The sequence below is a fragment of the Flavobacterium bizetiae genome, assembly GCF_902804475.1.
GTDB classification, from domain to species: domain Bacteria; phylum Bacteroidota; class Bacteroidia; order Flavobacteriales; family Flavobacteriaceae; genus Flavobacterium; species Flavobacterium bizetiae.
Genome location: NZ_CADCSU010000064.1, coordinates 1 through 16746 on the forward strand (window position 1 = coordinate 1; position 16746 = coordinate 16746).

The 16746-nt window shown below is 35.2% G+C and carries 19 protein-coding genes and 5 tRNA genes; 10 read left to right on the forward strand and 14 right to left on the reverse strand.

The features are described from left to right. Positions 1–7 precede the first annotated feature (7 nt). Positions 8–751, forward strand: a complete 744-nt coding sequence (locus tag FLACOL7796_RS06645; protein ID WP_232067308.1) for an META domain-containing protein — start codon at positions 8–10, stop codon at positions 749–751. A gap of 112 nt (positions 752–863) precedes the next feature. Further along, entirely contained in the window at positions 864–1304 is a 441-nt protein-coding gene (locus FLACOL7796_RS06650) for an META domain-containing protein (RefSeq protein WP_173970034.1), read from the forward strand. 115 nt (positions 1305–1419) lie between these two features. Here FLACOL7796_RS06650 and FLACOL7796_RS06655 read toward each other — a convergent pair whose 3' ends face one another. Next, on the reverse strand, positions 1420–2700 hold the full coding sequence (locus FLACOL7796_RS06655) for a DUF2130 domain-containing protein (RefSeq protein WP_173970035.1): 1281 nt from the start codon (positions 2698–2700) through the stop codon (positions 1420–1422). 485 nt (positions 2701–3185) lie between these two features. Then, complete coding sequence (locus FLACOL7796_RS06660; RefSeq protein ID WP_173970036.1) at positions 3186–4064, reverse strand: LysR family transcriptional regulator; 879 nt, start codon at positions 4062–4064, stop codon at positions 3186–3188. A 323-nt stretch (positions 4065–4387) separates the two neighbouring features. Here FLACOL7796_RS06660 and FLACOL7796_RS06665 point away from each other — a divergent pair, with 323 nt between their 5' ends. Further along, entirely contained in the window at positions 4388–5095 is a 708-nt protein-coding gene (locus tag FLACOL7796_RS06665; RefSeq protein ID WP_173970037.1) for a class I SAM-dependent methyltransferase, read from the forward strand. 97 nt (positions 5096–5192) lie between these two features. On the opposite strand, the gene FLACOL7796_RS06670 is transcribed toward FLACOL7796_RS06665, so the two are convergent. From FLACOL7796_RS06670 to FLACOL7796_RS06685, 4 genes are all read right to left on the reverse strand, one after another. Continuing rightward, the gene (locus FLACOL7796_RS06670) at positions 5193–6170 is read right to left on the reverse strand and encodes a zinc-dependent alcohol dehydrogenase family protein (protein WP_197913316.1); all 978 of its coding nucleotides are present in this window, start codon (positions 6168–6170) and stop codon (positions 5193–5195) included. An 8-nt stretch (positions 6171–6178) separates the two neighbouring features. Beyond that, positions 6179–6457 (reverse strand): putative quinol monooxygenase, encoded by a 279-nt coding sequence (locus FLACOL7796_RS06675; RefSeq protein WP_173970038.1) that lies wholly within the window; start codon positions 6455–6457, stop codon positions 6179–6181. 2 nt (positions 6458–6459) lie between these two features. After that, positions 6460–7065 (reverse strand): NAD(P)H-dependent oxidoreductase, encoded by a 606-nt coding sequence (locus FLACOL7796_RS06680; RefSeq protein WP_173970039.1) that lies wholly within the window; start codon positions 7063–7065, stop codon positions 6460–6462. A gap of 355 nt (positions 7066–7420) precedes the next feature. Continuing rightward, positions 7421–8407, reverse strand: coding sequence for an aldo/keto reductase (locus FLACOL7796_RS06685; RefSeq protein WP_173970040.1), 987 nt, complete (start codon positions 8405–8407; stop codon positions 7421–7423). Positions 8408–8525: 118 nt separating this feature from the next. On the opposite strand from FLACOL7796_RS06685, the gene FLACOL7796_RS06690 reads away from it, so the two are divergent. Further along, positions 8526–9371, forward strand: a complete 846-nt coding sequence (locus FLACOL7796_RS06690) for an AraC family transcriptional regulator (protein WP_173970041.1) — start codon at positions 8526–8528, stop codon at positions 9369–9371. A gap of 107 nt (positions 9372–9478) precedes the next feature. Here FLACOL7796_RS06690 and FLACOL7796_RS06695 read toward each other — a convergent pair whose 3' ends face one another. Further along, positions 9479–10240, reverse strand: a complete 762-nt coding sequence (locus tag FLACOL7796_RS06695) for a C40 family peptidase (protein WP_173970042.1) — start codon at positions 10238–10240, stop codon at positions 9479–9481. Positions 10241–10307: 67 nt separating this feature from the next. Continuing rightward, complete coding sequence (locus FLACOL7796_RS06700) at positions 10308–11486, reverse strand: acetyl-CoA C-acyltransferase (RefSeq protein WP_173970043.1); 1179 nt, start codon at positions 11484–11486, stop codon at positions 10308–10310. 239 nt (positions 11487–11725) lie between these two features. Between FLACOL7796_RS06700 and FLACOL7796_RS06705 the strand changes: the two genes are divergently transcribed. The 6 genes from FLACOL7796_RS06705 (at position 11726) to FLACOL7796_RS06730 (ending at position 12808) form a co-directional block, all read left to right on the forward strand. Next, a tRNA-Ser gene (locus FLACOL7796_RS06705) sits at positions 11726–11809 on the forward strand. Between the two features lie 94 nt (positions 11810–11903). Next, positions 11904–11978: transfer RNA gene (locus tag FLACOL7796_RS06710), tRNA-Pro, on the forward strand. A 106-nt stretch (positions 11979–12084) separates the two neighbouring features. Further along, positions 12085–12158: transfer RNA gene (locus FLACOL7796_RS06715), tRNA-Arg, on the forward strand. 69 nt (positions 12159–12227) lie between these two features. Beyond that, positions 12228–12301 (forward strand) — tRNA-Arg (locus tag FLACOL7796_RS06720). A 53-nt stretch (positions 12302–12354) separates the two neighbouring features. Next, positions 12355–12427, forward strand: a tRNA-Glu gene (locus FLACOL7796_RS06725). 126 nt (positions 12428–12553) lie between these two features. Next, positions 12554–12808, forward strand: coding sequence for a GIY-YIG nuclease family protein (locus FLACOL7796_RS06730; protein WP_173970044.1), 255 nt, complete (start codon positions 12554–12556; stop codon positions 12806–12808). Between the two features lie 26 nt (positions 12809–12834). Here the strand turns inward: FLACOL7796_RS06730 and FLACOL7796_RS06735 are convergent, their stop codons facing one another. The 6 genes from FLACOL7796_RS06735 to FLACOL7796_RS06760 form a co-directional block, all read right to left on the reverse strand. Further along, complete coding sequence (locus FLACOL7796_RS06735) at positions 12835–13254, reverse strand: hypothetical protein (protein WP_173970045.1); 420 nt, start codon at positions 13252–13254, stop codon at positions 12835–12837. 159 nt (positions 13255–13413) lie between these two features. Next, positions 13414–13968, reverse strand: coding sequence for a YceI family protein (locus FLACOL7796_RS06740; RefSeq protein ID WP_173970046.1), 555 nt, complete (start codon positions 13966–13968; stop codon positions 13414–13416). 5 nt (positions 13969–13973) lie between these two features. Then, positions 13974–14369, reverse strand: coding sequence for a c-type cytochrome (locus FLACOL7796_RS06745; RefSeq protein ID WP_173970047.1), 396 nt, complete (start codon positions 14367–14369; stop codon positions 13974–13976). Positions 14370–14389: 20 nt separating this feature from the next. Further along, positions 14390–15232 carry a DUF5777 family beta-barrel protein gene (locus FLACOL7796_RS06750; protein WP_173970048.1) on the reverse strand — a complete coding sequence of 281 codons (843 nt, stop codon included), beginning with the start codon at positions 15230–15232 and terminating at the stop codon, positions 14390–14392. A 20-nt stretch (positions 15233–15252) separates the two neighbouring features. Next, positions 15253–15648 carry an OB-fold protein gene (locus FLACOL7796_RS06755; RefSeq protein WP_173970049.1) on the reverse strand — a complete coding sequence of 132 codons (396 nt, stop codon included), beginning with the start codon at positions 15646–15648 and terminating at the stop codon, positions 15253–15255. Positions 15649–15818: 170 nt separating this feature from the next. Then, positions 15819–16694 carry a COG4315 family predicted lipoprotein gene (locus tag FLACOL7796_RS06760; protein ID WP_173970050.1) on the reverse strand — a complete coding sequence of 292 codons (876 nt, stop codon included), beginning with the start codon at positions 16692–16694 and terminating at the stop codon, positions 15819–15821. Positions 16695–16746: the final 52 nt, after the last annotated feature.

Sequence of the window (16746 nt, forward strand, 5' to 3'; positions counted from 1 at the left end):
ATCATTAATAGTAAGTTGTAAATCTACAGCCAGCAAAAGTTCAGATACCACAACAACTACTTCTGAATATGGAACTCAGGAAGATCAGATGAAATATTATTTTACAGGAACGGGAAATGAGCCTTTTTGGGGAATAAAATTGGGAAATGAGCATATTGAGTTTACTTCTTTAATTTCCGGAAAAGAAAAACTTACTTTTCCCGCAACCGAAGTAATAAGGGCAATGGATGCTAATATAAAAATGTACAAAGTAAGTAATGAAACTTCTACTGCAACAATTATGATTCAGCAATTAGAATGTCAAAACTCGATGTCCGGAGCAATTTCTCCTTATAAAGTTTCAGTTGAAATTAAAAATAACTCCGAACTTATTTTTACAAAACTAAACGGCTGCGGAAATTATAATACCGATTATCGCCTTCATGATATATGGGTTCTGGAAGAATTAAACGGATTTAAGGTTTTTATCACTGATTTTCAAAAGGAATTACCAAGAATTGAAATCAATTCATCAGAAAATAAATTTGTGGGGTTTGGCGGTTGTAATGCGATCAGTGGCAGTATTTTTTATGAAAAAGATCTACTTCGATTTTCAAAAGTAGTTTCGACTATGATGGCTTGTGCACCGGGAAACAAAGAAGATCAGTTTATTAAAGCGCTGCAAAGTACCACTACATATTCTATTGGCGATAACAGGTTAACGTTGTCTAATCCTTCGGCAAAACTTTTAGTTTTTAGAAAAGTAGATTAAAATTGTAACGAATAAAATATGTCTTAATGTGATGAAATAATAACTTGTAGCTTCCTTTTATACTATTCTGTAAAATTATTTTTGTAAAATAAAACTTATAATAAAATTTTACATGAAAAGGATTTTAATGCTATTTATAGCTGTATCGTTGACTTACAGTTGTAAATCTACAAAAGAGGGAAATTCAACCACAAGTATTAATTCAAAAACAATAGAAAAGAAACTACAACAAACCTGGATTTTGGAAGAGTTAAACGGAAAGAAAATTGCTCAAAATGATTTTCAGAAAAGCACTCCAAAGATTGAGGTAAAATCATCCACTTTTAGTGGCTCAACGGGATGTAATGCGATCAACGGAAATTTATTGTCTAAAGGGTCAAAAGAAATTCAGTTTTTAAATCTTACATCAGAAAATAAAAAATGTTCGACAGCTAAAAAAGAAGAAGAGTTTGTTAAGCTTTTAAAAACGACAACAAATTACTCTATCGATCATGATAAGTTATCGCTTTCAAATCAGTTTGGGCCAACAATGGTTTTCAAAAAAGGAAATTAATAAAAAAGGTTCCGATACGTCGGAAACTTTTTTGTATCATTAAATAAAAAAAATCAGTGCAAATCTACGTTTTCGCGTTAGCGAATCCGTATAATCCGCGTGCCATTTCACGTTGCTATTCCAGTAATTCTTTAGGATCTTCTTTATCTTCCTCAATAAAATCAAGTTCTAAAGCTCGAACAGTTTGCACAGCATTTCCGGCAATACCACGAATCGATCCGTACATTCCTAAAGTGTTGTGAACCACTTTTTCGATTTGTTTTTCGCGTTGTTTCCAAATACGCTGCATCGCTCTTTTTTCGGCATCAAGATCGCCTTGCATTTGCGTAAAACCTTCCACAATTCCTTCAATTTGCAAACGGAATTCGTTGCTCGTCAAGAAATCATACAACATCGACATTTTATCGCCTTTGTTTTCCTGTGCCTGAACAGCCTGACTTACCTGAATCAAAGACTGACGTAAAACGTTACTCAAACCTTTAAATTCTTCATACGTACAAATCCAGATTCCGTCACGCATTCCCATTCTGTCCATTCCCGCAGGCATTACTTCGGTAACTAAAACTCCAATATTGGCTCTTTTAGTTCTAATATCGTTTTTAAACTTCTCAATCCAGGCAGGCTGAAAAGCTTTTGTACGTTTACTTTCGTAGTAAATCGAACCACAATTCTGCAATTCCCTGGTATTTACCACCTGAAGACAATCTGCTCCGTTTGCTCCTTTTTTAATCTCGTCGATACTATCAAGCGGGAAATTATTGGCCAGCCATTCTTCAATTGCTAATTCCATTACTTCACCCTGCAATTGCATAGAACCTTGTTCCTGCTTGCGTTTCATTTCTTCGATTAACTTCTTTTGGTCGTCAGATTGTTTTTGGTATTCTTTTATTTTTAGCTCGTTTTTTTCTTCTTCCTGTTTGCGAATTTTATCACGCTCCAGAACTAAAGTTGCGTTAAGTTGCTTTTGAGCTTCGGCTTCGATGGCTTCTTTCATTTCCAGTTTTTCACGCTGAAGTTTCGCAATTTCTCCCGTCATTTTATTTAATTCGCGAAGTTTTTCTGATTTTTCCGAAAGTTCTTTTTCCATCAACAGCATTCGGTCTTTATTTTCTTCGTCGAGTTTTGTTTTTAGTTTTTCGGTAATTTCTTTTTCGGCAACCTTTTTTTCTCGTTCTAAACGTTCAGCAAAAAGTTCATTTTCATGCTTCTTTTTAGCTTCAAATTCGGTTTTTGCTTTTTCGAATTGCTCGTTTTTAAGTTCTAATTCTTTGGTTTGAGCATTTGCCTTTTGTTGAAATTCTTTACGAATACTATCTTCCAGCTGATGTTTTAAAATATCATTTACGTCGATAGTTGTTCCGCAATTTGGGCACTGAATTGAAGATTGCTCTGCCATTTTTATTGATTTTATTTAGTAGAATTATAATTTGCTAAGGTATTTAAAAGTTATCTTTTAAGCGTATTATAAGGTGTGATAAATTGTAACGATTTTTTATAGCCACAAATTCACGAATTGTTTTTTGTTTTATTGCTTGAGTGCAATTTAAAAAGCTTTTGATTTTAATTTTTACGGATTTCCTTTATTATGAAATGATTTGTGAATTTGTTTCGAATTTGATTTTTTATGAATCTCGCAAAGTCGCGAAGGCGCAAAGTTTTTAAATTGAATAGCGTCCAGCTTTAGCTGGATGTGTGAATAATTAAGTTTATAAGGCTGGCTTTAGCCAAATTCGTAATAGTTTGGCTAAAGCCCTTTGTAATTCAATTTTTATATCTCCAGCTAAAGCTGGAGACAATTCAAAAAAACTTTTAAATTTGAGATAATAAAAAAACTTTGCGCCTTCGCGTTTTTGCGAGATTAAATTATAAACTCACTTTCAACTACTTTTTATTCAATAAAAATTCAACAGCTAGTTTCGTAATTTCAGATTCATCTTCTTTTGATGTAATCAACGAAACATCCGTAAATAAATTGACTTTCTTTAATTCGATAAAACCAATTTCAGGATCATGATTATTCTTGGCAATATTCGAAGGAACAATCGAAATTCCCAAACCATTTTTAACCAATTGTACGATCGAATTGATGTTGTTGGATTCGTGCACTACTTTTGGCGTAAAGCCATAAAATGCGCAAAGTTCCAGTAAAACCTCATGATAATGTGGTGCATAATCTTTATTGAAAAACACAAAGGTTTCGTCTTTAAGATCCGGGATTTCTTTTTCAGAATTAATTTGGATGATACTTTTATTATAAACCACCGAAAAGCCGTCCTGAAACCACAATTGCGATTTTATTTTAGGTGATTTTACAGGAGAACGAATAATTCCTAAATCAATTTTGCCTTGTTCTAAAGCGTCGATTTGTTTGGTTGTAGAGACTTCAAATAATTTGAAATTGACATACGGGAATTCTGTTTTCAGATGTTTAATCAAATCTGAAATTACAGCCGAATAAATTGAACTGATATAAGCGATTCTGAATTCTCCGGATACATTTTCGGCAATTTTTTTCGTTTTTACTGAAATGCGTTCAAGGTTCTGAAAAAGTTCTCGTATTTCCTTTTCGAAATATTTTCCTGCTTCGGTGAGCTCGACTTTTTTATTGTTTCGGATGAAAAGCTTCGCCTGAATTTCATTTTCAAGTTCGATGATTTGTCGACTCAAAGGAGGTTGGGAAATAAAAAGTTTTTCGGCGGCTTTGGTAAAGTTTAATTCTTCGGCTACAGCCAAAAAATATTTCAAGTGACGTAATTCCATAAATACCTATTAAGTATTAATAATTGACAAAATAAGTATTTTTGAAGTATATATCAAAATGGTAGTTTTGATAAAAAAAAAGATGGCCCACGTGTTTTACGGATTTAAACTGGTTTGCGCGGATTTTTAATTTTTTCTATGCGCTAAAAAGAATTATGCCACAGATTAAAAGGATTGTAACGATTTTTTAAATTATGCTTAAAGATAATCTGTATAATCAATCGAATCTGTGGCAAAAAAATAAGCAAAGTTTATAAAAAAATAAATCTGTGAAAACCAGTTTAAATCCGTGTCATCCGTGGGCCAATAAAAAAACAAAAACTATGAAAAAATCAACTATCGAAGAAATCAGAGAACGATTTGACAATGATGTCGAAAGATTTTCAAATTTAGAAACCGGACAAGTGGCAACAATCGACGCTACGATTTCATTAGAATTAATTACGGAAGCTTCTAAAAGAATTGTTCCTAATGCTACAAATGTTTTAGATATTGGATGTGGTGCAGGAAATTATACTTTAATGATGTTGTCTAAGGTTCCGAATTTAAATTCAACTTTGGTCGATTTGAGTTTGCCAATGTTGGATCGAGCTTTTGAAAGAGTTTCGGCGGCAACGAATGGAAGGGTAGAAGTGAAGCAAGGTGATATTCGTGAAGTCGATTTGCCGGAAAATCAATTTGATATTATTTTGGCGGGAGCAGTTTTGCACCATTTGCGTGATGATCAGGATTGGGAAACTACTTTTGCTAAAATATTCAAATTGTTAAAACCAGGCGGATGTTTTATGATTTCGGATTTGATTACCCAGGACACGGAGTTATTGAATGAATATACCTGGCAGCGCTACGGTGAATATTTAGAAGGAATTGGCGGTGCAGAATATCGTCAGAAAGTATTTGATTATATTGAGAAAGAAGATACGCCAAGATCAATGAATTACCAGTTGGATTTAATGAAAAAAGTTGGATTTACAAGCGTTGAAATTTTACACAAGAATATGTGTTTCGGTGCTTTTGGCGGGATTAAGTAATTTTTTTGCCACGAATTCACGAATTTTATTTTTAAAATCTATGCGTAAAGCATTTAAATTAATTCGTGAATTCGTGGCGAAAAAAATCTAATTAAACTTAAACAATATCTACAACAATTTTCCCTACAGAAGAACCGTCACTTACGGCTTTATGCGCTTCCATAGCATTGTCAAGAGTGAATTTTCTTGGATCTATGATAGGTTTTAATTTTCCTTCTTCAATTAGTTTTGTGGTTTGTTTGAGGATATCACCGTGATGCTTTCTTCTTTCGTTACCAATCATCGGGTGTAATACAAATACACCATGAATACTTGCAGAACGAAGCGAACTTGTTGCCAAAGTATGTGTCCCGAAAGCATAACAACTTGCGATTTGACCGTAATGACGAATGGCTTTTAAGGAATCATCAAAAGATTGTCCGCCAAGCGTGTCGTAAATAACGTCGAATCCTTCTCCGTCTGTGTATTGATTTACGTAATCTTCAACTGGAGTATTTTTATCTATTGGAGTTGCTCCAAATGATTTTACAAAATCGGCTTTTTGCTCAGAAACTGTTGCATAAACTTCGGCACCAAGATTTTTGGCAAGCTGAACTACCATATGACCAACGCCTCCAGCTCCTGCGTGAACCAGAACTTTGTCGCCTTTTTGTACTCTGGCTCTGTCAATCAAACCTTCCCAGGCGGTAAGTAATACTAGCGGAACTCCTGCGGCTTCTTTCATGCTTAGATTTTTTGGTTTTATGGCCAATAAATCAGCATCTACGGCGGTATATTCGGCTAGAGTTCCCTGAAGTCCTAAAACACCTCCGGCAAGTCCGTAGACTTCGTCACCAACTTTAAATTCTGTAACGCCTTCACCAATTGCTTCGATTACTCCGGCAAGGTCAGTTCCTAGAACGGCTGGTAAAACCGGTGATGCATACGGCGAAAGTCCAAGTCTGATTTTGTTATCGATTGGATTTACGCCGCTTGCATGTATTTTTACTAAAACTTCTCCTTTTTTAGGAGTAGGTTTCTCCATTTGAGTGCTTACGAATTCTGATTCGTAAGTATTAGTTAGTAGTGCTCTCATTGTCTTGATTATAGTATTTGCACTGTTTTGTAAACCTGAATTGGTGATGCAACTAAACTTTCGCTTTTAGCGATAAAATCCAGTAAGTAAGGCTGATTGTTGTGTATGTCAAGACCTGGCTGATCTTTCCATTCTTCCCAGATAATAAAAACATTATCAGCATGGTGAAGGTCGTAACGAATGCAAGCTGCTTCTTTTCTGGTTTCGGTAACCAAATGATTTAACATGCTTTGAACTTGTTCTATATTCTCTGGTTTGCTTTTGAAAATTGCTGTAATTGAGATCATAATTATAGATTTTTAAAGGTTTGTTCTAAGTGATTGGTATAGTTTTCCTTAAAAATGTCAATATTTTCGGCTGTTGCACCTTTTTCGACATCGTGAAAATGGAATCCGTCTAATTTTTGCATACCTACAAATTTATTCATTTTGTGAAAGCCAAACATAGCTCCGTCGTCTACAGATGTTTCTTCGAAGAATTCTCCCGGAAGCGTGAAAGCTGTTGCTGGTGCATTCCAGCTTGTGGTTAGCATATATTTACGTCCGTGTAATTGTCCTCCGGTTCCGTAATTGATGTCGGGATTTGTTCTGGTTCTTCCGTCGCTTTTGTAGATTCCTTTGTTGTGTCCGGCAGTGAAAACGTCGTCGATGTATTTTTTGAAAAGGTTTGGTAATTGAAACCACCAAACGGGTGTATGATATACTACTACGTCTGCCCAAACGAATTTTTCTACTTCTTCGTCTAAGTCAAAATCTTGTTTGATGTCGGTTGTTTTGATTTCGAATTGCTTGCTGTTTTTTAAGAATTCGATTGTCCAGTTGGTAACGGTTTCATTGAATTTTCCGCCTGAATGCGCAAAATTTTGACTTCCGTTGATGATGAATATTTTCTTCATTTTACTTTTTTTCTAATGAATCTGGGTTGCGTGAGGGATAGGAGTGAAAATCCTTTTGTGCCGGTGTTCGGCATAAAAGATTGTAGTGGATAGCCCGGCCCTTGGGACACGCCCAAATTGTTATTATTTAATTTTTGAGATTTTTTTAAAATACATAGTTCTCAAAGTTTGTCATTCCGAGGAACGAGGAATCGCACTAGAAACTCTATAAAGAATGTCGACAATCTTTGTCGAATCCCGAGTGTGATTTCTCCTTCGTCGAAATGACAAGATTGCGTAAACTATGTTTGTTGATGCAAGTGAAACGTCTTTTAAAGATTGCTAAAAGCTCTGTCCCTTTGTGTTTAAATAAGTTTTATTTAAGTTTTGAAATTGCCTGATTAATGAAATCTAATTCAGAAACTGATAAGTCAAAATCTAATGTTTTTGCGTTTGAAATGGCTTGTTCTGCGTTTCTTGCTCCGGCTAAAACAATGGTAATTCCTTTTTGTAGAGTCGTCCAACGCAATACTAATTGTGAAATTGAAATATGTTTTGTGTTGGCCAACGAGCTTAATTCTTCGACTAAAGTTTTTACTTTTTGAAGATCAAACTGACCGAAATATCCATTTCTGTGATCATTGTCTTTTAGTTTGCTGTGAGTGAAATATTTTCCGGTTAATAAACCTCTTTCCATCGGGCTGTAAGCAATGATCCCGATGTTTTCCTGAATGGTAAGCGGAACTAAATCGGTTTGAATTGCTTGGTTCAGCATACTAAACGGAACTTGATTTGATGCTAATTGAATTGTTTTTTGTGCTTCTTTGATTTGGTCTGCACTATAATTACTAACTCCGGCTGCTCTGATTTTTCCTTGTTGAATAAGGGTTTCTAAAGCTTCCATAGTTTCCTGAATTGGAGTAGTGGAGTCTGGCCAGTGAATTTGTAATAAGTCGATATAATCGGTTTGAAGGCGTTTTAAGCTTTCTTCGACTTCTTTTATGATGTTGCTTTTTGATGCGTATTTGTAAACTGGGATTTTTTTTCCGTTGTCTTCGGCATTAAAGAAGAATTCTCCTTTGCCTTGATTGCTTCCGTCCCAAACTAAACCAAATTTGGTTAACAATTGTACTTTTGAACGATCTTTTGATTTTAAAGCTTCTCCAATCATTTCTTCGCTTAGTCCGAATCCGTAGAAAGGAGCAGTATCGATTGTGGTAACGCCGTGATCGATTGATGCGTGAATAGAGTCGATTGAATCTTTCTTTTCGTTTCCGCCCCACATGTTTCCGCCAATGGCAAATGCACCGTATGTAATAGTTGATAATTCAAGTTCAGTATTGCCTAATTTTCTATATTCCATAATCTTATATTTTAATGCTTAAAAATTGTTTGGCAAAATTATACCATATTTACGACTGTTCAGTTGTATATATTTGTCTTTTTTATGTAATTTTGTAGCCGAATTAATAAAGTGTATCATGAAAAAAGAAAATTTATACGAGCCTTTTACTGTTTCTTTTGAGACTTTAGATGAATATCCGGATGTGGGTGATCGTCATAATTTCTTTGAACTGGTTTATATTTTAGAGGGAACGGGAAGGCAGTGCATCAACAAAAATATTTTTGAATATGATGCGGGACATATGTTTTTATTGACGCCTGAGGATTGCCATAATTTTACAATTGAAACGAAAACAAAGTTTTTCTTTTTAAGGTTTAATGATATTTATTTGAAGAATTCGAGTTTGCAGAATGAGAATATTCAGCGTTTAGAATATATTCTTCAAAATGCAAATCATCAGCCGGGTTGTATCCTGAAGAATGAGGCTGATAAATGCTTGGTAAAGGTGATGGTTGAAGCAATTATTCGCGAACGCCAGGATAAGGATGTGTATAATAAGGAATTGATTCAGCAATTGGTGAATACCTTGATTATTATTGTGGCGCGCAATATTGCGAAGTATTTGCCGGAGCAGGTAAATATTGGTTGTGAAGCGAAAGCGATGGATATTTTGCAATATATTCAGAATAATATTTATTATCCTGAAAGAATTAAAGCAGAATCGATTAGTGATTATTTTGGAATCTCGAATACGTATTTAGGACGTTATTTTAAGAAACACGCTAACGAAACGATGCAGCAATATATTAGTAATTATAAAACTAAACTGATCGAGCATCGTTTGCAGTTTAGTGATAAACGTATTAATGAAATTGCGTACGAATTTGGTTTTACGGATGAAAGTCATTTTAATAAATTCTTTAAGAAACAGAGAGGGAATAGTCCTTCTGAGTTTAGAAAAGTAATACGAATCAGCGCTTAGTAATGGTACACGGATGGCGCAGATTCGCAAGCGAAAACACGGATTGCTGCGGATTTTTTTAGCCACAGATTAAAAGGATTTTTAATTTGAGCTAATTGGATTCGTGTTTAAATAATCTTTTTGATTACTCTTAATTTATGGGTGTGTTTGTTTGTTTCTGGATTGTAGATTCCTAAATGGTCTAAACGATCAATGCGGACTTTTCCACTTGCGTGAATGATGTAATTGTTGTCCATAATAATGCCTACATGAATGATGTTTCCTTCGTCGTTGTCAAAAAAGGCTAAATCTCCTGCTTCGCTTTCTTCAATAAAACTTAAAGCTTCTCCTTCAAGAGCTTGTTGCGAGGCATCGCGGTGTATTTTGTATCCGTTTAGTTTGTAAACCATTTGGGTAAAACCGGAACAGTCAATACCAAAAGGTGTTTTTCCGCCCCAAAGATAAGGTGCGTTTAAATACATAAAAGCAGTGCTTATTAAGGCGCTTTTAGGTTTTATGCCACTTGTTTTTGTGCCTTCGAAATCAAAGTTTGAAGTATTGATTTCGCTATTATTCAAAAAAGATAAGGATGCACCAAGCGGAATTGGTAATAATAAATTTTCGGGCGCACTGATATAATCAATCAAATCGGCATTAAGAATAATGGCGTCATTGCTTAGCTGATTGTAATTTGCCTCAGAAATTACCTGATATTGTTTCGAATCTACCCAACCTTCGTAGTCATCGTATTGTATTTTTATTCGGGCCCATTGATTTTGGCGTTCTAAAATCTCGATGTGTTCGCCAAACAAAAGTTGTGTGACAATTTCACTTCTGTCACTTGGCTCAGATCGAACGGGTACTATGGCTAGATTGCAAATTCCGAACATTTAGGTAATGTATTAGTTGAGAAATTAGGAGTTATTTTGTTTCAAATAACTCCTAATGTAATATTATTTAAGCTCTTTCGATAACAATTGCTGATGCTCCACCGCCACCATTGCAAATTGCAGCAGCTCCGGTTTTAGCATTGTTTTGTTCTAAAACATTTAGCAAAGTTACGATGATTCTGGCTCCCGAACATCCAAGAGGATGACCTAATGATACTGCACCACCATTTACGTTTACTTTATCGTTATCAAGATTAAGAATTTTTGAATTGGCTAATCCAACAACGGCAAATGCTTCGTTGAATTCGAAATAATCAACATCGCCAATTGTAATTCCTGCTTTGTCTAATGCTTTTGGTAATGCTTTTGCCGGACTCGTAGTAAACCATTTTGGTTCCTGAGCTGCATCTGCATAACTTTTTATGTAGGCCAGGGGTTTTAATCCTAATGCGATTGCTTTTTCTTCAGACATTAAAACTAAAGCTGCAGCTCCGTCATTGATTGTCGAGGCATTTGCGGCCGTTACGGTTCCGTCTTTTGTAAAAACTGCGCTTAATGAAGGGATTTTGTCCAATTTTACATTGGTATATTCTTCATCTTTAGAAACAATGATTGGTTCGCCACGTCTTTGCGGAACTTCTACAGAAACAATTTCGTTGTCGAATTTTCCGGCTTCCCATGCTTTTGCGCTTCTTTCATAAGACTGAATAGCAAAATTGTCTTGTTCTTCACGACTGATGTTGTATTCAGTTGCACATAAGTCAGCGCAAACTCCCATTGCGTTGTTATCGTAAGCATCTGTCAAACCATCTTTTTGCATTCCGTCAAGCATTGTTGCCGGGCCAAATTTAGTTCCGTTACGCATTTGCACGTAATGCGGAATTAAACTCATGTTTTCCATTCCTCCGGCCACTACAATTTCAGCATCGCCACAAGCGATTGTCTGAGCAGCAAACATAACAGCTTTCATTCCTGAAGCACAAACTTTGTTTACTGTAGTTGCAGCAACTTCTTCAGAAAGTCCTGCGAAAAGTGCAGCCTGACGCGCTGGTGCTTGTCCAACTCCGGCTTGTACCACATTTCCCATGAATACTTCATCAACTAATTTTGGGTCAAGGTTAATTTTTTGTAGTGCTCCCTTTATAGCGGCAGCACCTAATTTTGGTGCGGGTACGGTAGATAAACCTCCCATGAAACTTCCGATAGGTGTTCTAACGGCAGAAACGATAACAACTCTTTTGTTCATTTTCTGTTAATATTAGTTAATCAAGCAAATTTACTCTTTATTTGAATAAATTCAAATTTTGGGGCAATTCGATTGGATTTTAAATTTAATATGAAATTTTTGTTAATTCTATTTGTTTGATTGTTAAGCGGTTTAAAAAAAAGATTGAAAAAAGTGAAAAAAAAGCGCTGAAATAGTTGTGAGATATGGAATGTTGTCTTACATTTGCAACCGCAAAACAGAACACGTTTCTTGAGCTTGGAGAGGTGCCAGAGCGGTAATGGAGCAGATTGCTAATCTGTCGACGGGTAACCGTCGCCAGGGTTCGAGTCCCTGTCTCTCCGCTTAATAATTTGCTTTTTGGGTTTCAGCTTTACCCAAGTATTTGTTTCTAATTTTAATTAGATTAAGGCAGATACAAAATTTAAAATTAAAGCTCGGGGTGTAGCGTAGCCCGGTTATCGCGCCTGCTTTGGGAGCAGGAGGCCGCAGGTTCGAATCCTGCCACCCCGACGAAAACTTTGCCATAAAGTTTTAAAACAAATGGACGGATAGCTCAGCTGGATAGAGCATCCCGATTTCTAATCGGGACGATCAGAAGGTTAAGTTAAAGAAAAATGGACGCATAGCTCAGCTGGATAGAGCACCTGCCTTCTAAGCAGGCGGTCGAAGGTTCGAATCCTTCTGCGTTCACATAAAAAGCCATTCTAGCGAGTGGCTTTTTTGTTTTAACTAGCGCGATTTAGTTACACTAAATTAAATGGACGCATAGCTCAGCTGGATAGAGCACCTGCCTTCTAAGCAGGCGGTCGAAGGTTCGAATCCTTCTGCGTTCACATCAAAAGCCACTCAAATCGAGTGGTTTTTTTGTTTTATACTGAAATGGCTTAAACGCATAGCTCAGCTAGATAGAGCATCCCGATTTTCAATCGGGACGGTCGAAGGTTCTAATCCTTCTGCGTTCACTAGATAAAGCATCCCGATTTCCAATCGGGACGGTCGAAGGTTCGAATCCTTCTTCGTTCATTACAAAAAAGCCACTCAAATGAGTGGCTTTTTTTGTTTAAAATAATTTAATAAAAATTGATATGAACTTTTTCTACATTTTATACTCAAGCACATTAAATCAATATTATATAGGTCATACATCTGAAGGTTTAGATGAACGGCTACGTAAACATTTATCAAATCATTCAGGATTCACAGGAAAAGCAAAAGATTGGATTGTAATTTATTTTGAAGAATTTGAAACGAAATCATTGGCTTATAAACGTGAATTGGAAGTCAAGAAGTGGAAAAGTAGGGTTAGAGTTGAAAAATTAATAAATGAATTGAAGAAATAGCTTATCTGGATAGATAATCCCGATTTCTAATCGGGACGGTCGAAAGTTCGAATACTTTTGTGATCAAAACGCTTTAAAATTTGTTTTGGCGCCGGAATGATTTCTTTAAGAATAGAATCAACCCATTCGACTTCTTTGGTAATTTCTGCGCAGCATTCATTTTTTGAGTTGAAAAAGCAGCTTTTAATGTTTATTTTATCATTTATATGACAATGTTTGAGTTCAATAAAAAATGGTTCTGTAAACATTAGGTTTTTATGAAAAACTAATACCTGATTTCCTTCTTGTAATTCAACATGCAGCCCATTAAGTTTTTCTTTTGAAACTCCATTATAAAATAGAAAATGATATAATAATCGTAGTGTGTATGAAATGTAGGCACTATCTTCCATAACCATATGATCATTTACATCTTCTCCCGAAACAACATAATTTTTGCAGATCATTTTAATATATTTAGGAGTAAAAAAAGAGGCCAGCTTACACGAAACTGACCTCACAACATTAGTCATGTTTAGTGATCTTTAAGATCAAAAAAAGATTGGTTTTGTTAATACTAGTGGATGAATTCTATTATCTAAATAATTTTATTGTATCAAATGAAGTTACTTGACCAATAAAAAATTGTAGGTGATTTTTATTTTATCAGCAACTTTTTTTCTAACAAGGCTTGGTATTTCGATATCAAAATCTTCCGGTTTTACTTCAAATGAGCCACTAGCATTTACTCCGTTAGCAGCTTTCGAAATTTTGATAATCACAGTAACAGGTTTTGTTTTTCCGTGAATAGTAAGATCTCCTTTTAAAGTGAAATTTTTAGGGCTATTAGTAACAGTCGAAATGTCGAAATCGTCTATTTTACCTTTTAAAGTAGCTTTGGAGAACTTTTCAGATTCCATGTAGTTTTCATTAAAATGTTCTTCCATTAGAGCAACCTTAAAGCGAAAACCTTTGATAAGAACCAATGCTGCTAAATCTCCGGTTGATTGCTCTAAAACGGCAGATACACTTTTGTTTTCGGCAGCAATTTCTTCATAAGAAGGCACTGAGGCCTGAAATTTTATACTACCTGTTTTAGTGATTAATTTTTGCGCACATACATTTGTACTTGCTACAAAAATCAATACTAAAGCCAGGAAATTAATAACTGTTTTTTTCATAATATTTAGTTTTCTTTAAGTCCGTCAGTATTCCATTTTACAATTAGGTCAATATTGGTCTGAGACATTCTTCCTCCTTGAGGCATAATACCTTGCTGACCATTTTGCAACTGAATTCGGTTTAATAAACCTGCATTTTCAACAGCGGCTTTAACTTCAGCGTAAGTTGTTAATGGTTTAAAAGATGCAGATCTTCCATTTTGATGACAACTGATACAATTAGCATCAATAATTGATTTTACATTCTTAGTATAAGTAATAGTAGTTGGGGTAGTGGGATCTGTTGGATTTGTTGGAGGATTTTCTGTTTCTGGCTTCTTTTCGATATCCTGATAAGTATCAGAATCGCTACAGCTGGTAAATGCAGCCAGTAAAATTGTCAATGCTATTGCTTTTTTCATAATTTGGTTATTTGTAGTTATTAAAATACTCGGTAGAGGTTAAATCCGAAAAAGAAATCTCCTTTGCCCCAATTTCCTGATGCATTGGTAAGATATCCGCTCTCGCTCATTGATTGTGAATTGGTAAAGATGAGTTGAAAAACATGTCCGCCGGTTTCGACATCAAGACCTACCGATAATGGATTTTTGTAAAACTCGGGTTTGTCAAAATTGTGCATGTACTCTAAATTCACAGATAATCGTTTGGTGATTTTATAGCGGCCGCCTCCTCCAAAAGAAAATTGATTGTCTCTTTCTATGTCAGGATTGTAAAGATTTTTGTGAACAAATGACGGAACTAATTCTAAGGATAATTTTTCTCCTATTTTTCTGGATATCAATAATTGCTGTACATAAGTCATGCGATTTTTGAATTCTAATCCCGGATATTGATCTTTTTCTAAAAATGTGTTAATATCCGCAACACTGTATCCAACAATATCCAGGGGGAAACTATTGCTTTGTCTTGCCATTCGGTATTTTACTCCGGTTTCATACATTTTATTCAAAGTATGTCTGGAAAGACTAACCGATAACCAGTCAGTTACTCCGTAAATTCCACCAAGTTTTGTAGTGGCATTATCAAGACCAAAAAAACTTTCAAAACCATCTTTAACAGTTCCAAAACGATGTGAAACCACAAAATAGAATTCTTTTTTGGCAGGCATTTTTGTGGTCTGTAAGGTTACCAGCTGTAAAGCTTTGAAAGTTGCTGTCGAATAGCTGTCTTGTATCTGAGTAGAATCAAGGCTTTTTAGCAAATCATCCTGTGAATATGCCATCGTAACTAAAAAAAAGCAGATTGGAACTAGAAATTTTTTCATAAATAGATTAATTGGGTTGTTTATTTATTAATGGTGCATTGGTCTATTTTAACTTCCTGAAACAGTTCGTCGTAGCCAATACATTTGCCTTTAACCGTTACTTTATTATTGATAAGTGCAGATTTAACTTTTTGAGAAAACAGACAAAAAACAGTATTTTCGAGTATAAGAACAGAGTCAGTTTCTTTTGTGACGATACCGGTTATCTCAATGGTTTTGTTGAGGTATAATTGGTCTGCTTTTTTAGGATCAGCATTATATTCTTCAAGTAATTTTGTTGCCGATATAGTATAATCAGGCATCTCGGATTGTATGTTACGTGCTTCTTTAAAGAGAAAACCGTAATAAAAATAAATGCCGGCCGAGACTATTATCAACAGGGCTGCAATTACAAATGCTATTTTTTTTCTTTTCATATTTATTGTTTTGATGAGGTTCTATAGTAAAACAGCTTTGATGAAAATTACCCTACCCGAAAAAGTTATTTTGTAAAAAAAAAATCAAATTAGCCCAAAAGCATACTGGGCTAATTTGAAAAAGAGTGTGTTATATAAACACATAAATAATATTGAGGTGAATATTATGTTTAGATCGCAAGTGGCGAATCTTTTACAGGCACTGGCCAAACACCCGGGCTAGGAAAACTAATTCCTTTATTGGCACCTCTTACAGAAGCATCTTGTCCGAAATAATACAAAGGCCAACCGTTGTAAACCAATTGAGATTTACCAAATACTGTAATTACAGAAAATTTAGATTTATCAAGAATAGAAGGAACAACGATTTTGTCTGTTTCGTATATTGGCCAAACAGCATTGTTTGAAAAGTCCGATTTTGTGAAATTATTTTTCTTGAAATTGTCGTTTTTAAAAGTGTACAATGTCAGTCCTTTTGCATCTGTAAAATAGGTTGTAAGACCATCGCCAACAGTATAATCAGATTTGTAATTTTTTGTATCATGACCTACAAGCTGACTTCTTACGATCATAATAGAATAGTCGGGTTTTGCTATAAACCAAACACCGCCAACTCCGTCTCCTGTTGTTTGCCCCGCAGTTTCGGGTGTGTTGGTTCCGTTTACACTTGGTGCGTAGTAATACAATGGCCATCCTTTGTAGGTTAATTGTTTTTTGCCTGATGTAGTGGTTATAGTGGCAAAATCTGAAAATGTTAAACCTGTGGCTAATTTATCAGCAGTAAAATTATCTACATAAAATGGAGGCCATACCGCTTCACATCCTCCTGTGCAAGATGCTTGTCCTTTTGCGTCTGTTGCAAAAAAGTATAAAGATTTTCCGTTTTTATCCGATAGATAAGAACCCAGGGTTGCACTTGTTGAAAGACCAATTTCTTTTTTTACTTCCGGTGCAGGAGTATCACTATCCTTGTCATTACTACAGCTTACAAAAAGGGTTGTTGCTGCCAGAGCAACGAAAGCGAATTTTAGTTGTTTTAATTTCATTTGTATTTAATTTAGTTTATAAAAAGTGGGAAATATTCTTTACCTGTTGAGT